Annotated in this window: 19 protein-coding genes; all 19 read left to right on the forward strand. The window is 44.4% G+C overall.

Annotation, left to right across the window (positions count from 1 at the left end):
* The first annotated feature begins 208 nt into the window (after positions 1-208).
* The 19 genes from E4T80_RS11560 to E4T80_RS11640 all read left to right on the forward strand — a co-directional run bounded on the left by E4T80_RS11560 (position 209) and on the right by E4T80_RS11640 (position 13,905).
* Entirely contained in the window at positions 209-1,435 is a 1,227-nt protein-coding gene (locus E4T80_RS11560; protein WP_135058553.1) for a tyrosine-type recombinase/integrase, read from the forward strand.
* Positions 1,436-1,768: 333 nt separating this feature from the next.
* Entirely contained in the window at positions 1,769-2,968 is a 1,200-nt protein-coding gene (locus E4T80_RS11565) for a phage major capsid protein (protein WP_135058555.1), read from the forward strand.
* A 47-nt stretch (positions 2,969-3,015) separates the two neighbouring features.
* Entirely contained in the window at positions 3,016-3,585 is a 570-nt protein-coding gene (locus tag E4T80_RS11570; protein WP_135058581.1) for an HK97 family phage prohead protease, read from the forward strand.
* Positions 3,585-4,817 (forward strand): phage portal protein, encoded by a 1,233-nt coding sequence (locus E4T80_RS11575; protein WP_135058582.1) that lies wholly within the window; start codon positions 3,585-3,587, stop codon positions 4,815-4,817. The genes E4T80_RS11570 and E4T80_RS11575 overlap by 1 nt, the downstream gene beginning before the upstream one ends.
* Positions 4,786-5,115 carry a phage head closure protein gene (locus E4T80_RS11580; protein ID WP_135058557.1) on the forward strand — a complete coding sequence of 110 codons (330 nt, stop codon included), beginning with the start codon at positions 4,786-4,788 and terminating at the stop codon, positions 5,113-5,115. Before E4T80_RS11575 ends, E4T80_RS11580 begins: the two co-directional genes overlap by 32 nt.
* Positions 5,115-5,426: a head-tail connector protein gene (locus E4T80_RS11585; protein ID WP_135058559.1), complete on the forward strand. Its 312-nt coding sequence runs from the start codon at positions 5,115-5,117 to the stop codon at positions 5,424-5,426. The genes E4T80_RS11580 and E4T80_RS11585 overlap by 1 nt, the downstream gene beginning before the upstream one ends.
* Before the next feature lie 8 nt (positions 5,427-5,434).
* The gene (locus E4T80_RS11590; protein WP_135058561.1) at positions 5,435-5,797 is read left to right on the forward strand and encodes an HNH endonuclease signature motif containing protein; all 363 of its coding nucleotides are present in this window, start codon (positions 5,435-5,437) and stop codon (positions 5,795-5,797) included.
* Positions 5,798-6,330: 533 nt separating this feature from the next.
* Positions 6,331-6,690, forward strand: a complete 360-nt coding sequence (locus E4T80_RS11595) for a phage terminase small subunit P27 family (RefSeq protein WP_135058563.1) — start codon at positions 6,331-6,333, stop codon at positions 6,688-6,690.
* Positions 6,687-8,357 carry a terminase large subunit gene (locus tag E4T80_RS11600; protein ID WP_135058565.1) on the forward strand — a complete coding sequence of 557 codons (1,671 nt, stop codon included), beginning with the start codon at positions 6,687-6,689 and terminating at the stop codon, positions 8,355-8,357. The genes E4T80_RS11595 and E4T80_RS11600 overlap by 4 nt, the downstream gene beginning before the upstream one ends.
* Before the next feature lie 275 nt (positions 8,358-8,632).
* Complete coding sequence (locus E4T80_RS12850; RefSeq protein WP_167740730.1) at positions 8,633-8,794, forward strand: hypothetical protein; 162 nt, start codon at positions 8,633-8,635, stop codon at positions 8,792-8,794.
* Positions 8,795-8,884: 90 nt separating this feature from the next.
* On the forward strand, positions 8,885-9,505 hold the full coding sequence (locus E4T80_RS11605; protein WP_135058567.1) for a hypothetical protein: 621 nt from the start codon (positions 8,885-8,887) through the stop codon (positions 9,503-9,505).
* Between the two features lie 343 nt (positions 9,506-9,848).
* Positions 9,849-10,079, forward strand: a complete 231-nt coding sequence (locus E4T80_RS11610; protein WP_228064777.1) for a helix-turn-helix transcriptional regulator — start codon at positions 9,849-9,851, stop codon at positions 10,077-10,079.
* Complete coding sequence (locus E4T80_RS11615; RefSeq protein ID WP_135058569.1) at positions 10,079-10,423, forward strand: hypothetical protein; 345 nt, start codon at positions 10,079-10,081, stop codon at positions 10,421-10,423. Before E4T80_RS11610 ends, E4T80_RS11615 begins: the two co-directional genes overlap by 1 nt.
* A gap of 41 nt (positions 10,424-10,464) precedes the next feature.
* Positions 10,465-10,617, forward strand: a complete 153-nt coding sequence (locus E4T80_RS12855) for a hypothetical protein (RefSeq protein ID WP_167740731.1) — start codon at positions 10,465-10,467, stop codon at positions 10,615-10,617.
* 51 nt (positions 10,618-10,668) lie between these two features.
* On the forward strand, positions 10,669-11,247 hold the full coding sequence (locus E4T80_RS11620; protein WP_135058571.1) for a host cell division inhibitor Icd-like protein: 579 nt from the start codon (positions 10,669-10,671) through the stop codon (positions 11,245-11,247).
* Positions 11,240-11,467: a hypothetical protein gene (locus E4T80_RS11625; protein WP_135058573.1), complete on the forward strand. Its 228-nt coding sequence runs from the start codon at positions 11,240-11,242 to the stop codon at positions 11,465-11,467. The genes E4T80_RS11620 and E4T80_RS11625 overlap by 8 nt, the downstream gene beginning before the upstream one ends.
* Positions 11,460-11,663, forward strand: a complete 204-nt coding sequence (locus E4T80_RS11630; protein WP_135058575.1) for a hypothetical protein — start codon at positions 11,460-11,462, stop codon at positions 11,661-11,663. Before E4T80_RS11625 ends, E4T80_RS11630 begins: the two co-directional genes overlap by 8 nt.
* Positions 11,664-11,666: 3 nt before the next feature.
* Positions 11,667-12,092, forward strand: coding sequence for a hypothetical protein (locus E4T80_RS11635; protein WP_135058577.1), 426 nt, complete (start codon positions 11,667-11,669; stop codon positions 12,090-12,092).
* Positions 12,076-13,905 carry a DNA primase family protein gene (locus E4T80_RS11640; protein WP_167740732.1) on the forward strand — a complete coding sequence of 610 codons (1,830 nt, stop codon included), beginning with the start codon at positions 12,076-12,078 and terminating at the stop codon, positions 13,903-13,905. The genes E4T80_RS11635 and E4T80_RS11640 overlap by 17 nt, the downstream gene beginning before the upstream one ends.
* Positions 13,906-14,247: the final 342 nt, after the last annotated feature.

The raw sequence follows: 14,247 nt of genomic DNA on the forward strand, positions 1-14,247 counted from the left end.
AGTCCAGCCGGTCGCACCATTCTACTTATCACGACCTTTCGTAACTTCTCTTTAAACTCTTATAAATCAAGCACCTAAGCCTAATTTAGTCCTTTTTACCTATCGTTATTTATCGCTTTTTTTCGTTTTTAACCGTGAATTTTAGGAACACAGTTAGGAACACGGGTTATAATATTCTAAATTCTGTGTTCCTAAAAGGTAAAATTTTATGGCAAGAGTAACCAAACCATTAACTAATACCGAAGTAGAAAAAGCCAAACCTAAAGATAAAGATTACAGCCTTATGGACGGTCAAGGATTATTTCTAAGGGTTAAAACAAACGGCAGTAAAACTTGGCTATTCAATTACTATCGCCCGATCACAAATAAACGCAATAATTTAGGTATTGGTACTTACCCTGAAATCTCTATCGCTCAAGCCCGTGCTATGCGTGAAGAATTTCGGGCTTTATTAGCCCAAGGCGTTGATCCGCAAATTCATCGGCAAGAACAGGAAAACCAAAAATGCCGGCAAAATGAAAATACGTTTTTCAATATCGCTGAACGTTGGCGGGTAAAACGTGTCGGCGACGTTGAGCCGCTGACAATGGAAAAGAATTGGCTACGCTTAGAAAAGCATTTGTTCCCAAAACTAGGGCATTACCCTATCAACCATATCGAACCAATGCACATCATTCACAGCCTACAACATTTAGCAGCCGAAGGGAAAACAGACACCCTGCACCGTATCATCAGGCTTGCTAATCAAATCCTAAATTTTGCCGTTAATATTGGCTTACTCAAATTCAATTACTGCGAAAAGGTCGGGGAAGCCTTTAGTAAAAAACCAAAAGTACATAACCCTGCTATTCACCCTAGCGAACTCCCTAAATTTCTCTCTGACCTCAATAATTCTAATCGAGACTTCACCACTAAAATTCTTATTCAATGGGAACTACTGACAATGGTTCGCCCGGCAGAAGCCGTCAGCGTAGAATGGACTGAAATTGATTGGCAAAATAGTCTTTGGACTATTCCTACCGAAAAGCTAAAAAAGACTAAGAAAAAGCAAGTAGATCACATCGTGCCACTCTCTCGCCAAGCGATCGCATTACTGGAAAAGATGAAAACAATATCTGGTTCAAAAAAGTTTGTCTTCTCCCATTACAGCAAACCTAATCAATCTATGAGTAAAGAAACTGCCAATAATGCGATCAAGAAAATGGGCTATGCAGGACGACAAACAGCCCACGGATTAAGAGCGATTGCCAGAACCTATTTAGCAGAACAAGATATTAGTTATGAAGTAGCGGAAGCCTGTTTAGCCCACCAAGTAGGAAGCGAAGTTAGTCAAGCCTATAACCGCTCAAACTATCTTGAACAACGTAAACCCGTAATGCAATTATGGGGCGATTATGTGGAGCAATGCTCTATTCGATCGACCCTTGCCAAGTAACATTTAGCCCTGTTTGATACGGGGCTTTTTTTATTCCTAAAATATTTCTTTTTATTTTTTACTCACTTTCTCACTTTCTCACCTAAAAAAGAAATAAATATTTGATATATATAGAGAAAATAAGAGGTGAGCAAAAGGTGAGAAAGTGAGTATCTCAAATAACCATTTGAGACAGCCAAAATGGTTTAGAAAAAGTTTTGTAAATTTAGCTTTCGTGATTTGTCGTAGATTATCGCTCAAAATCTAGGCTATTTACTCCCGCCTTTTTGTCCTTATATTGCTCTATGGGCTTATTCAAGCCGTCTTAATTAAGATGATTTTAAGGATACCATTATGTTTAAAAAATTATTGGCACTACGCCAACAAAAAACACAATTAACCGATCAAATGCGTTCATTATTGGAAAATGCCGATAAAGAACACCGTTCTTTAAACGAAGACGAAGCAGGCAAATTTGATACGCTGAAAAAGCAGGCTGATGAAATGAAAAAAGAAATCGAACGCTTAGAAACAGTGGTCGAGGAAGAAAAAAATGCAGAAACCGACAAAGGCAGCGAGAACAGCGAAAATCGCAGCCGTCAGACATTAGGCAATGCAGAACTGCGCCACTGGTTAAAAACGGGTGAAACCCGTGCCTTAGCGACCAATACCAACGGCGGGGCGGACGGTGGCTATTCAGTGATCCCGCAGTTAGACAAAGCGGTAATGCAACGTCTGACCGATGACAGTGTAATGCGTCAGATTGCGAATGTGGTGCGTTTGCCGATTGGCTCGAAAGAGTACAAAAAAATAGTTTCCGTGGGCGGCGCAACAGTCGGACGGGGAGCAGAGGGGCAAGCTCGCAACGAAACCAACACGCCACAGATAAACGAAGTCTCTATCGCTCTGCACAATATCTATGCTTACCCGAAAACCACTCAAGAGATTTTAGATTTTGGCGGCGTGGATATTTTAGGCTGGCTGACCGATGAAATTGCCGATACCTTCACCGAGACCGAAGAAAATGACTTAGCTAACGGCACAGGTAACGGAAAGGCAAAAGGCTTTTTGGCTTACCCTCGCACTACTGCCAAAGATAAAGACCGTCCGTTTGACACATTACAGAAAATGGAGGTCAATCCGGCAAAACTGACTGCGGATAATTTAATTGATCTCTTATTCTCGCTTCATAGCAAATGCCGCAAAAATGCAGTGTGGGTGATGAACTCACAGACTGCCGGCACGTTACAAAAACTCAAAAACGGCAACGGGGATTATATTTGGCGGGACAGTTTACAGGTCGGCAGTCCGTCCACCTTGCTCGGCTTGCCGGTTTATTACCTCGAAACAATGCCCGATGCAACCGGTACTAACCCGTTCTTGGCGGTGGGGGATTTCAAACGGGGTTATACCATTGTCGATCACGAAACCGGTACACGCACCAAACCGGACAACATCACCGAACCGGGCTTTTATAAAGTCCACACGGACAAGTATTTAGGCGGTGGCGTAGTCGATAGCAACGCTATCAAAGTGTTAGAGGCGAAAGCCTAATCAATAGGGCGGTTATGATGACCGCCCTTTTTGCCTAACAGGTGGAAATAATGACAGAAATTGAAATCCGTTCCGCTACCCTTGAAGCCGACAGTCAAAGCAAGACCCTAGTCGGTTATGTGGTGCAATGGAACAAGCACAGCGAAGTGTTATGGGGTGAATATGTCGAACGATTTGCGCCGAATGCGTTTAGTCAGTCGTTGGCAACGGGGGCTGATGTGCGGGCGTTGTTTGAACACGATCACACCAAATTACTCGGGAGAACAACAAGCGGCACGCTCAAGCTGCACGAGGATAACATCGGCTTACGCTTTGAACTCACCCCACCGGATAATCAACTGGGACGGGATTTATTAGTCAGCGTGGAGCGGGGTGATATTAGCGGAATGTCCTTTGGTTTTCGCACGATTAAGAATGAATGGGATTTTAGTGTCGAGCCGAATTTGCGCACGGTACAGCAAGCGGAGCTGGTCGAAATCACCGTAACCAGTATTCCGGCTTATCCCGACAGCAGCCTAGAAATTTTGAAACGATCGCAAGCGGTCGCTAAAGGGCAAAATGTTGCAAATTGGCAAGATGACAACCGCCGTAAATGGTTGCAGGTATTGGGGGCGTGATGTTTGGCTTGTTTAAACGCAAATCCAATGAGACCCGAAGTCTGACGATTGATGATGTGTTGGCGGTAATGGGGGCATCAAATACCGGCGCAGGGGAATTTGTCAGCCCACAAACTGCCGAAGCCCTGCCTGCCGTGTTAAATGCGGTGAATGTGATTGCCCAAGCGGTCGCCAGTATGCCTTGCTATCTGTTTGAAGTGAATGCAGACGGACGGAAACGGGTGGAACATCACAGCGTAGAATATTTGCTGAATGAAATGCCGAACCGCAACCAAACCCCGTATCAATTCAAAGAAGTGATGATGCGGCACGTTTTATTAACCGGCAATGCCTATGCGGTGATTGGTTGGAATGAGAAAGGGCAGCCCGATAGTTTAACCCCGTACCCGCCGCACGCCGTCAATATCCAACGCACAATCACCGGCAATTACCTGTATCAAATTACCGACTTAAACGGCAAGGTAAAAAACTACCTACAAGATGAAATCCTACACTTACGCTATGCCTCAAGTGATGGGTTTATGGGGCGTTCGCCGATTACCGTTTGCCGTGAAGCAGTCGGGCTGGGACTAGCCCAACAGCGGCACGGGGCAGCGACAATGAAAAACGGCTTAATGGCAAGCGGCATCATCACCACGCCCGATTGGTTCGATCAAGCCAAAGGGCAGCGGGCTATGGAAGCCTTGAAGCGCTATCAGGGGGCAAAGAACAGCGGAAAAATCCCTATCCTTGAAGGCGGAATGGACTATAAGCAGCTCGGAATGAGTAACCAAGATGCGGAGTGGTTAGCCAGTCGTAAATTTACGATTGAAGATATTGCCCGCATTTTCAACATCAGCCCGATTTTCTTACAGGATTACAGCCATTCCAGTTATGCCAACTTTAGCGAAGCCAGTCGGGCATTTTTAGGGCAAACCCTGCGGCCGCATTTAGTCAATTTTGAACAGCAATTAAAAGATGCGTTGATGATTGATTTAAACAGCCAAAGCAAAAAACGGTATGTCATTGAGTTTGACACTAGCGACCTCCTTCGCACCAATCAGCAAGAACGCTTTGCAAGCTATGAGGTAGCAATTAAGAGTGGCATTTTAAGCCCGAATGAAGTGCGCAAGCGTGAGGGATTGCTCCCTTATGCGGGTGGTGATGAATATAGTCAGGCGTGGAAACAGACGGTCGAGATTAAAGAAAAGGACAATCAAAATGGCAAGAATGGTGAGAGCGGGGAAATTTGATAAGGTGATCACGCTACAAAAGCAGGTGAGCAGACAAAACAGCTATGGCGGCGTGATCCAAGAATGGCAGGATATTGCCCAATTGCGGGCTAGCATTGAACCGTTACAAGGGCGAGAATTTTTTTCCGGTGCGGTGCAATTAGGCGAAAAAGTCTGCCGTATCCGGATTAGATACCGTTCAAACCTTGATCGTACTATGCGGGTGAAATACGGTGATCGCATCTTTGAAATTACTAATATCATTGATAGTAAAGAACGCCACGAAGAATTACAGCTTATTTGTCAGGAGCGAACTTAATGAGTAAACCGATTATTCCCTTAGAGGAAATCAAAGCTCACTTGCGCATTGAACACGATCTTGATGATGAACTGCTGACCTTACTAGCGGACAGTGCATTAGAAGCGGCACAACACCATATCGGCAAAACGTGGGGTGAAGAAAACACAGACAAAACGGTAATTTTCACAAAAGGGGTTAAGGTCGGTTGTTTGATGTTTATCGGGCATCTCTATGCTAATCGGGAAGCAGTAGCGGATATTCAGTTACACCAAGTTCCCTTAGCGATTAGCAGCCTGTGGAATGTTCACCGAGAACTCGGTATATGTTAGGGGAGATTATGCCGATACAACCGCTACGCCGTTGCAGTTACCCCAACTGCCGAAACCGTGTGAAGTCGGGAAGATGTGAGCAACACAGCCAACGCCCAAAGGACACACGAGCTAGTGCAGCCAAACGGGGTTATGACTATCGGTGGTCGAAATATCGAGCCAGCTATTTAAAGCATAATCCCCTGTGCGTGATGTGCTTAGCGAAAGGCAGTTACACGCCGGCAACCGTAATAGACCACATTAAACCCGTCGAGAACGGACAGGCTGATCCGCTCTTTTGGGTTGAGAGTAATCATCAAGCCTTATGCCGAGATTGCCACAGCTACAAGACACGGGTTATCGACAAACGAGGCTATGGAGCGAAAAAGTAAATCAGCCGTGGAGATATCGCCATAACTGAACGGGAATAACGGAAATCGTGATACCTCAAACCTGCGACCTGTGATCAAGGTTCAAAGCCTTACTATTCAAGGCTTGAAGATGAAAAAAGCCTGTATTTGATCATCTCTAACCTGTCGGTAAATTTAGTCGTGGTCATATCACCACAACTGAGTTGTTTCGTTATCGAAACGATTGATGCCATATGTCTATAACTGAACTGTGTACATATGTACACAACTGAAATACTTTTATCAGGTATGGTGATTTCCCCTATACCTTTATGGTGAAAATTACCACACAGCAGGAAAGCGAATAACAAAGCTCAAAATTGAGTTTTGTATAAACTTTGAACGATTGCAACGGGTAGGGGGAGTTTTGAAAAGAAAAGCCCAAAGGCTAAGAACCGCCCTCCTACTCAAATTTTTACGCACAGCAATTTTTTAGAAAATATAAGTCAGCTCACTGTTGAGCCAATCTCCTGAATTTTAAGGAGATTACAACCACAACAATTTAAGGACACCCAATGATAAAAAAGACAATCCCAAAGCCGCCCGATTATCTCGATGATGTGGCAAAAAATGAATGGCGAATATTGGTAAAAGTATTGGCGGAAAGAGCCGATATCACGCCTGTCGATTATAAAAATCTTGAACTCTATTGCCAAAATTATTCCCTCTATGTGTTAGCGGTAAAAGATATTCAAAAACGAGGCTTTAGCATTAAAAACAGTCAAGGCACGGAAGCCCGTAACCCTGCCCTCACAGCGAAATCGGAAGCCGAAAAAATCATCATCAAAATGTCGTCCCTGCTCGGCTTTGATCCGGTCAGCAGACGCAAAACCCCGATTGACACAGACGACAAGGACGAACTAGACGCACTATGAGCCAATGGCACACCTACGCCGAGCAGGTTGCAAGCGGTGAGATTATCGCCTGTAAACGCATACAACAAGCCGTTAGCCGCTACTTTACCGACCTTGCCAACCCCGATTATCACTTTGATGCACAAACGGTCGAACGCTTTATCAAGTTTTCCCGCCTTTGCCCGCACGTCAAAGGGCATTTGCGAGGGCAGCCGATTGAACTTGCCGACTGGCAAATCTTCCTGTTTGCGAACCTGCTCGGCTTTAAATATCAAGACACTGGACTGCGTAAATACCGCTCCGCCTATATCCAAGTCGCCCGCAAGAACGCTAAATCCACCATCGCTGCCATTCTGGCCAACTGGTTTTTAGTAATGGAAGCGGGCCAACAGGATATTTACACCGCCGCCGTCAGCCGAGACCAAGCCCGCATCGTATTTGATGATGCAAAACAAATGGCGACCCTTAGCAAGCCACTGCGAAAACGACTCACAATCCAACAGCACAAACTGATTTTTTCGCAAAATAACAGCCTAATGCGACCGCTTGCTGCCAAATCCAGCACCATTGAAGGCACGAACCCAAGCCTTGCGATTGTGGACGAATACCACCTCCACCCCGACAACAGCGTGTACAGTGCGCTAGAACTCGGACAAGGGGCAAGACCGGAGGGGCTACTCTTTGCCATTACCACTGCCGGCAGTAACACCATTTCCGCCTGTAAACAGCACTACGACTACTGCTGCCAAATCCTAGACGGCACAGAACAGAACGACAGTATATTCATACTGATTTATGAACTTGATGATGAAAGCGAAGTGGACGACCCGACACAGTGGATCAAGGCAAACCCCAACATCGGCAAATCCATTCCACACAAAGATTTTGAGCATACCATCGCCAAAGCCCGTGGCATACCGTCCGAATGGGTCGAAATGCTGACCAAACGTTTTAATGTGTGGTGCAACGGCTCGACCCCGTGGCTGGGCGAGGGCAACTGGCAACAGTGCAAGCGGTCGTATGATGAAGACAGTTTACACGGTCGGGATTGCTATATGGGGCTGGATTTATCCTCAACTAACGATATAACAAGCGTCTGCTACACGTTCCCGACAGACGACAACAAAGTGCGGCTACTCACCCGCCACTACATACCCGAATATCAGCTTAAAAACGTGGCAAATAAAAATCGGGCCATCTATCAACAGTGGGAGCGAATGGGGTGGTTACGCCTTACCAAAGGCGATTGTATCGACTACGACACAATCCGAGACGATATTTTCAAAGACGCCGAACGCTTTAATATCAAAATGATTGGCTTTGATGTGTGGAACGCTACGCACCTCCGCACCCAGTTACAAGGCTACGGCTTAGAGGTTGAACCCTTCCCGCAGACCTACCAACGTTACAGCCCCGTAGCAAAATCAGCCGAAGTGCTAATCAACCGTCAGCTAATCGAACACAATGGCGACCCCGTGCTGACGTGGGCATTGTCAAACGTGGTAATGGAAACAGACGCTAACGCCAACATCAAGCCCAACAAAAAGAAATCGGCGAACAAAATCGACCCCGTCATCGCCTTTCTAATGGCGTTGGGAATGTATCAGCTTGAACACGGCGAAATCGCCCTTGAACTCACCGACAGCCAACGACAAGCGTTAGCAGCGTTTAACGGCTTGGATTTATAACGATGTCCAAATTTTAGGTAACGCTTAAAGCCAACCGAAGCAGGAAATCCGGCTTCGCTGAACATTTAAGCGATAGCGGATTTTCGCTATCGGTCAATGCCTATCCATTGAAAGCCGGAAATCCGGCTATGTCCAAATATCGACCGAGGGGAGAAAATGCCTCTCGGCTAAATTATCACCGATGTAGGATTTCCAACAGTGCCTATTTTCATTGCGAAAAAATTCACAGTTTGCTACATTTAGCCTATCGTAATTGTTCATAATAAGGTGAACCTATGCTGAAAGAGAAAGGCTATGATGAATTTTTGGCGGAAAAAATCCGCAAAGGGCGTGAAGATATTCAAGCCGGGCGATATTTAACGGCGGAACAATCTAGACAACGAATAGAAGCACTATTGGTGCGAAAGGAAAAAGAATTAGCTCAACAGCAATTATAATATTAAACCCGCCTAGGCTGATCACCGAAAACGAGAACCTTACTTGCTGGCGGGTTTTCTTTCATAAGGACAAATGCGAAAGGGGCATTTATGACATTTCAAGAAGAACAAGATCGCTTTCAGAAAGAGATAGACAAGAATTTTATTTCTGTTTATGACTTGGTAAATCAGTTAATGGAAGAAAAAGAACTAGATTTTAAAAATGCCAGTCTATTTATTTTAACTAGAATTAATGCTTACTTAACCCAAAATGATAACCAAATATTTTTTACTCTCACAGAACCACCATTTACTGCATATACCTTAGAATCGCTTTGGAATAGCAAAGTAACTGAATGCCTTGAGTTTGCTAGTCGTAATGGACGATTTAGGTCAGAGAAAAAAGCTAAAACATACGGAATACTGCGTTCTGAAATCAATATAGCGTTGAATAGCACTTTTGCTAAAACAGAAAATAGTCAATCTGATGAACGTAAATATAATTCTATTGAGAGAGAAACACACTTACAAATGATTGCAATTTTGGCTGAAGAGCTAGCAAATCATTGTCAAAAATACAAAAAGGCAAATGGGCTTCCAAATAATTCTGCTATTGCTAATTTAATTGCAGAACGAGCAATGGAAATCAGAATAGAATCTTTAGAGCCTAAAGGCGTTGATGGTTATAGAAGGCGACTTACTGAAATAAGCAGTTATTACAAAGGCGAGTAATCGCCTTTTTTCATTTCGTATCATTTTAATCTATTTCATATCAATTCATATTATTTCATAATAACCCGATAAAATTCGGCAAAAAAAGGTAGAATTTCGGCACGTTTTTAGTAGCTCAAGCCTTTTAGATACTTACTTTGTACGATTTTAGGAAAAAATATCCTCTTTTTAAGCCCCAAAATTTTCTTTTAAATTCAATGGATTATATTTAGGAAAAATCTATCTGTAACTTCCCAAAATTTTATGAGAAGTTATCACTTATCAGGCTTAAATTCATTTTTAATACCTCCCGTAACGTTACACCAAACAACGAAATCAACTGTTTAACAACGAGAGGTAAGCAATGACACAATCTATCCCCCTACCCAATAAACCACAGCCTATTCAAGCGATTTGGGGTAGCACCAATGACGTAATGATCCGCATTTGCTGCAAACGCACCAAATTAAACAGCTTAATGCGTGAAGACCCGACATTCCCGAAGCCGATCCGGCTCTCCCAAAATCATATCCGCTGGAACTTAGCTGAAATTGACGGCTGGATTGCCGCAAAGGAAGCCACAAGGGGGCAATAATGGCAACACGACTAATGACCATCTGCCACGCCTTAATCTCAAACGCCCATTTAGGGATCAGCGAAAAAGAGAGCTATTTTGAAGTGCATTTTCTCAACGCCCGCAACGAAATCAGCGAAATTGAACGCGCGCTTGGCATCGAGTTAAAACGAGTGAGGGAAGAAAGCCCCGCAGGGCGATTATATACCCGCTACTTAGTCGCCGATAGTGAACAGGTACACAAAATTGCCAACTTCTACAACGGCAAACTTAAAGCCAACCGATACCGCAAAGGCTACACCGAGCTAACCCTAATCAGCGAATCGCAAATCCAACGGGCGAACGGGCTTTTGGGGCATCAATGAGCATTATCAAATTCATCACAAAATTCACACTAGGAGGAAAAATGAGCGAACAAGGAGCTGATGCGGCAGGAATGGAGCTATACAAAGGCTTTAAATTCTTTTTAAAAGCGGTAGGAATTGGGACGGCTTTTGCCCTGTTCTTTTGGCAACTACCCGCCCTTGCCGAATTTATTTTAGCAATCAAAAACAGTTAATAACCAACAAAACCCCGCAACGAGCGGGGCAACCATTCAAGGAATTAAGGAATGAAAGAAACAAAAACACCTGTGGCGGATTTTACCACATATCAAAAAAATCACCAAAAACACTTTACAAGCGGTTCAAAATCCGTTACTTTTCGCAACGCACAGGCAAAATCCTGTGCCGAGCCTGGAAACTCGTTTAACTTACTACAAGGCGAACAGCACGCCAACTGTGCTTTTTTTGTTCGTAGTCTTTTCACACCCAAAGAACGCCCAGATACCTCAAGAGGTACAGAGCGTCTCTCAATGGTGGTGCGTAATGGGAAAGGTTCGCCCTTTGCCGTTATCCTTGTAGGACGGTTTTCCAGCCCGTTACGCACTACCGCCCAAACCCTGGAAAGTTTAGCGGTAGTTCCTGAAATATTTATACAAGGACTATCCACAATGATTTACCAATTCATCGGCATTTCTCGCCAACACTACGACAAAACCAAAGCGGAACAAATCCGCATTCTTGCGCACAACGAAACCCAAGCCCGAGCCTTAAAAGCCAGAGAGTATGTTCTCTTGCTGGTCGGACGCCTGCCCGATAGTGCATTCAACGCCCACACTTTCAACGCAATGGAGGTGGTTTATGCGTAATCAACCCCACCAAATCAACCTATTAAAAAGCCAAATTAAACGCCTTTGGCAGCCTGCTACCCTAATCAATGTGTTACACACCCGCACCGATTTAGACAGCCTAGAAGCGTGCGAAATACAAGACGCACTAAAAGGGATAAGTTCGCTACTGGAACACCAAATTAACGATATTGAGGAACGCCTCGCATTTATTCTGGGTGAGGAGGTAAACAATGGCTAAGCAAAAAAACTACATCTTAGACGAACAAGGTCAAGACTATCTGCGTAATGCACTAAACACCCTATGGCAAGCTCAATCACTTATTGAGCTAATTGCAAAAGTGGCAGAAGCCGAGAATGACTACACGCTGATTTCAGCTTTAAACGGCGTGTTGGTATTGATGAATAACGGCTTAAATGACTTGGGGGAGGTATAAGCAATGGCTAGACAAAACGACATTATCGACTGGAGCGACTTTACCGAAACAGAACAGCAAGCCATCGCCATTCACTTTGACAATGTGGCAAACGGCACGGATAACCCGACATTTCCCTATTCTGCTGCGGCTTTTACCGAATTGGCGGAAAATCTTGCCAGTATTGCACTGATTAAGCCAAATTCAGCTTTGAAAATGGTAGAAGAGCTAAAGGCATTGAATAATGTACTGCTAAAACAAATCCCGCTTCCACCCACTCGTGATGTAAACAAATTAGTGGCAATACTTACCGATGAAGAAATCCAACAAAACATTCTAAGTTGCAATGTGGGATTTTTCCTTGTGAAGCAGTTTTCACACATCATCAATCACATTTTGTTTGCGTTGGAAGCCGAAAATGCAGGGGGTGGAAATGGCACGAAGCACTAAGCTCAAAAAAGCCCCGAATTTGAAAAAACAACCGCAGGGGGCAACGGAATGTAAAATCCTTGTCGGCTCGCAAGCGTGGGCATTTGCCAAAGCACCGCACACAGCACGACCACAAGCGGAAATTGAGTTAAATCAAGTATTACCTGCGGGGGAACTGCCCCCGCCGATTGTGCTATCTGAAGATGAACTGGCGGATCTCACCGCTTACCAAATTGTGCCGGCAACGGTGCAATATGTAGAAATCCAACGTTGCAACAATGCTAAGCCGTTATCGCAAAATATTATCATCATTTTGTGCGATCAGCTTGCGAACCAAACGAATGCCGGCACGGTGATAATGTCCGATGAAGCGGGGCAATTGCTCGAAAATTTAAGCAGTTATATTCACCGCCTGCGGACAGAAACCGACACGCAACAGCGGGCAAAACTCGCAGCCGAAGCCGATAAAACGCCGGAACAACGTAAAGCAGAGCGGGCGAAACTGTTCGACACAATGGGCGATAATGAAAAATTAGTCGCTTTTATGGAATGGCACAAAAAGCCTATCTACTATCACGAGCAGTTACAGACCCTCTACCACTACACCGGCAAGAAATGGGAAGCGGTCGAAGACGTGGCAATGGGTCGCCTTATCCGTAATTTCTTTCTAGAATACGGCATCACCAAATACACAGCCAGCCGTATTGAAAAAATGTTGAGCTTGTTCAAGTATGAAGCCGAGCGAATGGAAAAGCGTGATCCGCATTTGCTTGCCTTTGCCAATGGCATTTTACACAAGCAAACGGGTGAATTTATGCCACACGATAAAGCCTATTTTCTGACCTCGTTCATCAATATTGATTACTTCGCTAACCCTACATCGACCCCAAATTTTGACAAATGGCTGAATTGGGTCAGTGATGGTAAAGTAGAAAAGCGTGATCGCATTTTGGCGGCGTTGTATATGATACTCACCAACCGCTATGAATGGCAGCTCTTCCTAGAAATCACCGGCGAAGGCGGCACGGGCAAAAGTATCTTCAACCATTTAGCGAAAATCTTGGCAGGTGGGGAAGAAAACACCGCTGCATTTAGCCTGAAAGATTTAGAAAGCCCGACAATGCGGTGCGGTTTAATCGACAAAACCCTGTGCTATTCACCCGACCAAGAGAGCTATATTAGCGATGGCGGCATTTTGCGGTCGATTACCGGCGGCGATGCGATTAGCTTTCGCCCACTGTATAAAGGGGCATTTAAAGACGTGGTGAAAGCCGTTTTCTTGATCACCGGCAACAGCCCGATTATCTTCAAGGAACAAAAAGGCGGCACATCACGGCGGCGGGTAATATTCCAATTTAACAAGGTGGTAACGGAAAGCGAGAAAGATTATCACCTCAAAGACAAACTGGAACAAGAAGCGGGCGGTATTGTCCGACGATTGCTGGATACGTTCCCCGACCCGATGACAGCGAAAGCCTTACTGGAAGCACAGAAAACCAGTGAAGAAGCGTTGGAAGTTAAGGAAGAAACGGATCATATCCTCCAATTTGCGAAGCATTTCGAAGCCCGAGAAATCATCAACGGCTTAACCCTTGGCAGTAGTCGAAGACCGCAAGCACACCGCACAGCATTACATTCATCGTATTTGTACTATTGCGAACGAATGGGCATCATCAATCCACTGCAACGTAACCGATTTAAGCAAGCGTTTGAATATGCCTTAAAAGAGCGAAACAGCCCCCACCCGCTCCGCACACGGCAGAAAGGAGGGATATACATTACTAATATCTACTATGTGAATATGGAACACACCATAAACGACTGGGATAACTAATCCCAAAGCCTAGCAAACTGCTAGGCTTTTTGTATAAATAATAGCCAATAGTGAGAAAGTATCTCACCTCCCCAAATTATATCACCTATGAAAAATCACTTTAAATTCAAAATGTTAAATCTAAAAAAGTGAGAGAGTGAGATAGGTGGGACAATTTCTCAAAAAGTTTTTTTTCGTAGATTTTTTTATTTTTGGCAGATCGGTTACAATACCCCACCACAATAATCAGCCTCTGAACTGATTTTAGATTTTAGGAACACAGTTAGGAACACAATGATTTTTTACAACAAATAAAACTATTATAAATCAAAAACTTACTTATTTAGATCTAGTCCAGCCGGT

The sequence above is a fragment of the Muribacter muris genome (genome assembly GCF_004569585.1).
GTDB classification, from domain to species: Bacteria; Pseudomonadota; Gammaproteobacteria; order Enterobacterales; family Pasteurellaceae; genus Muribacter; species Muribacter muris.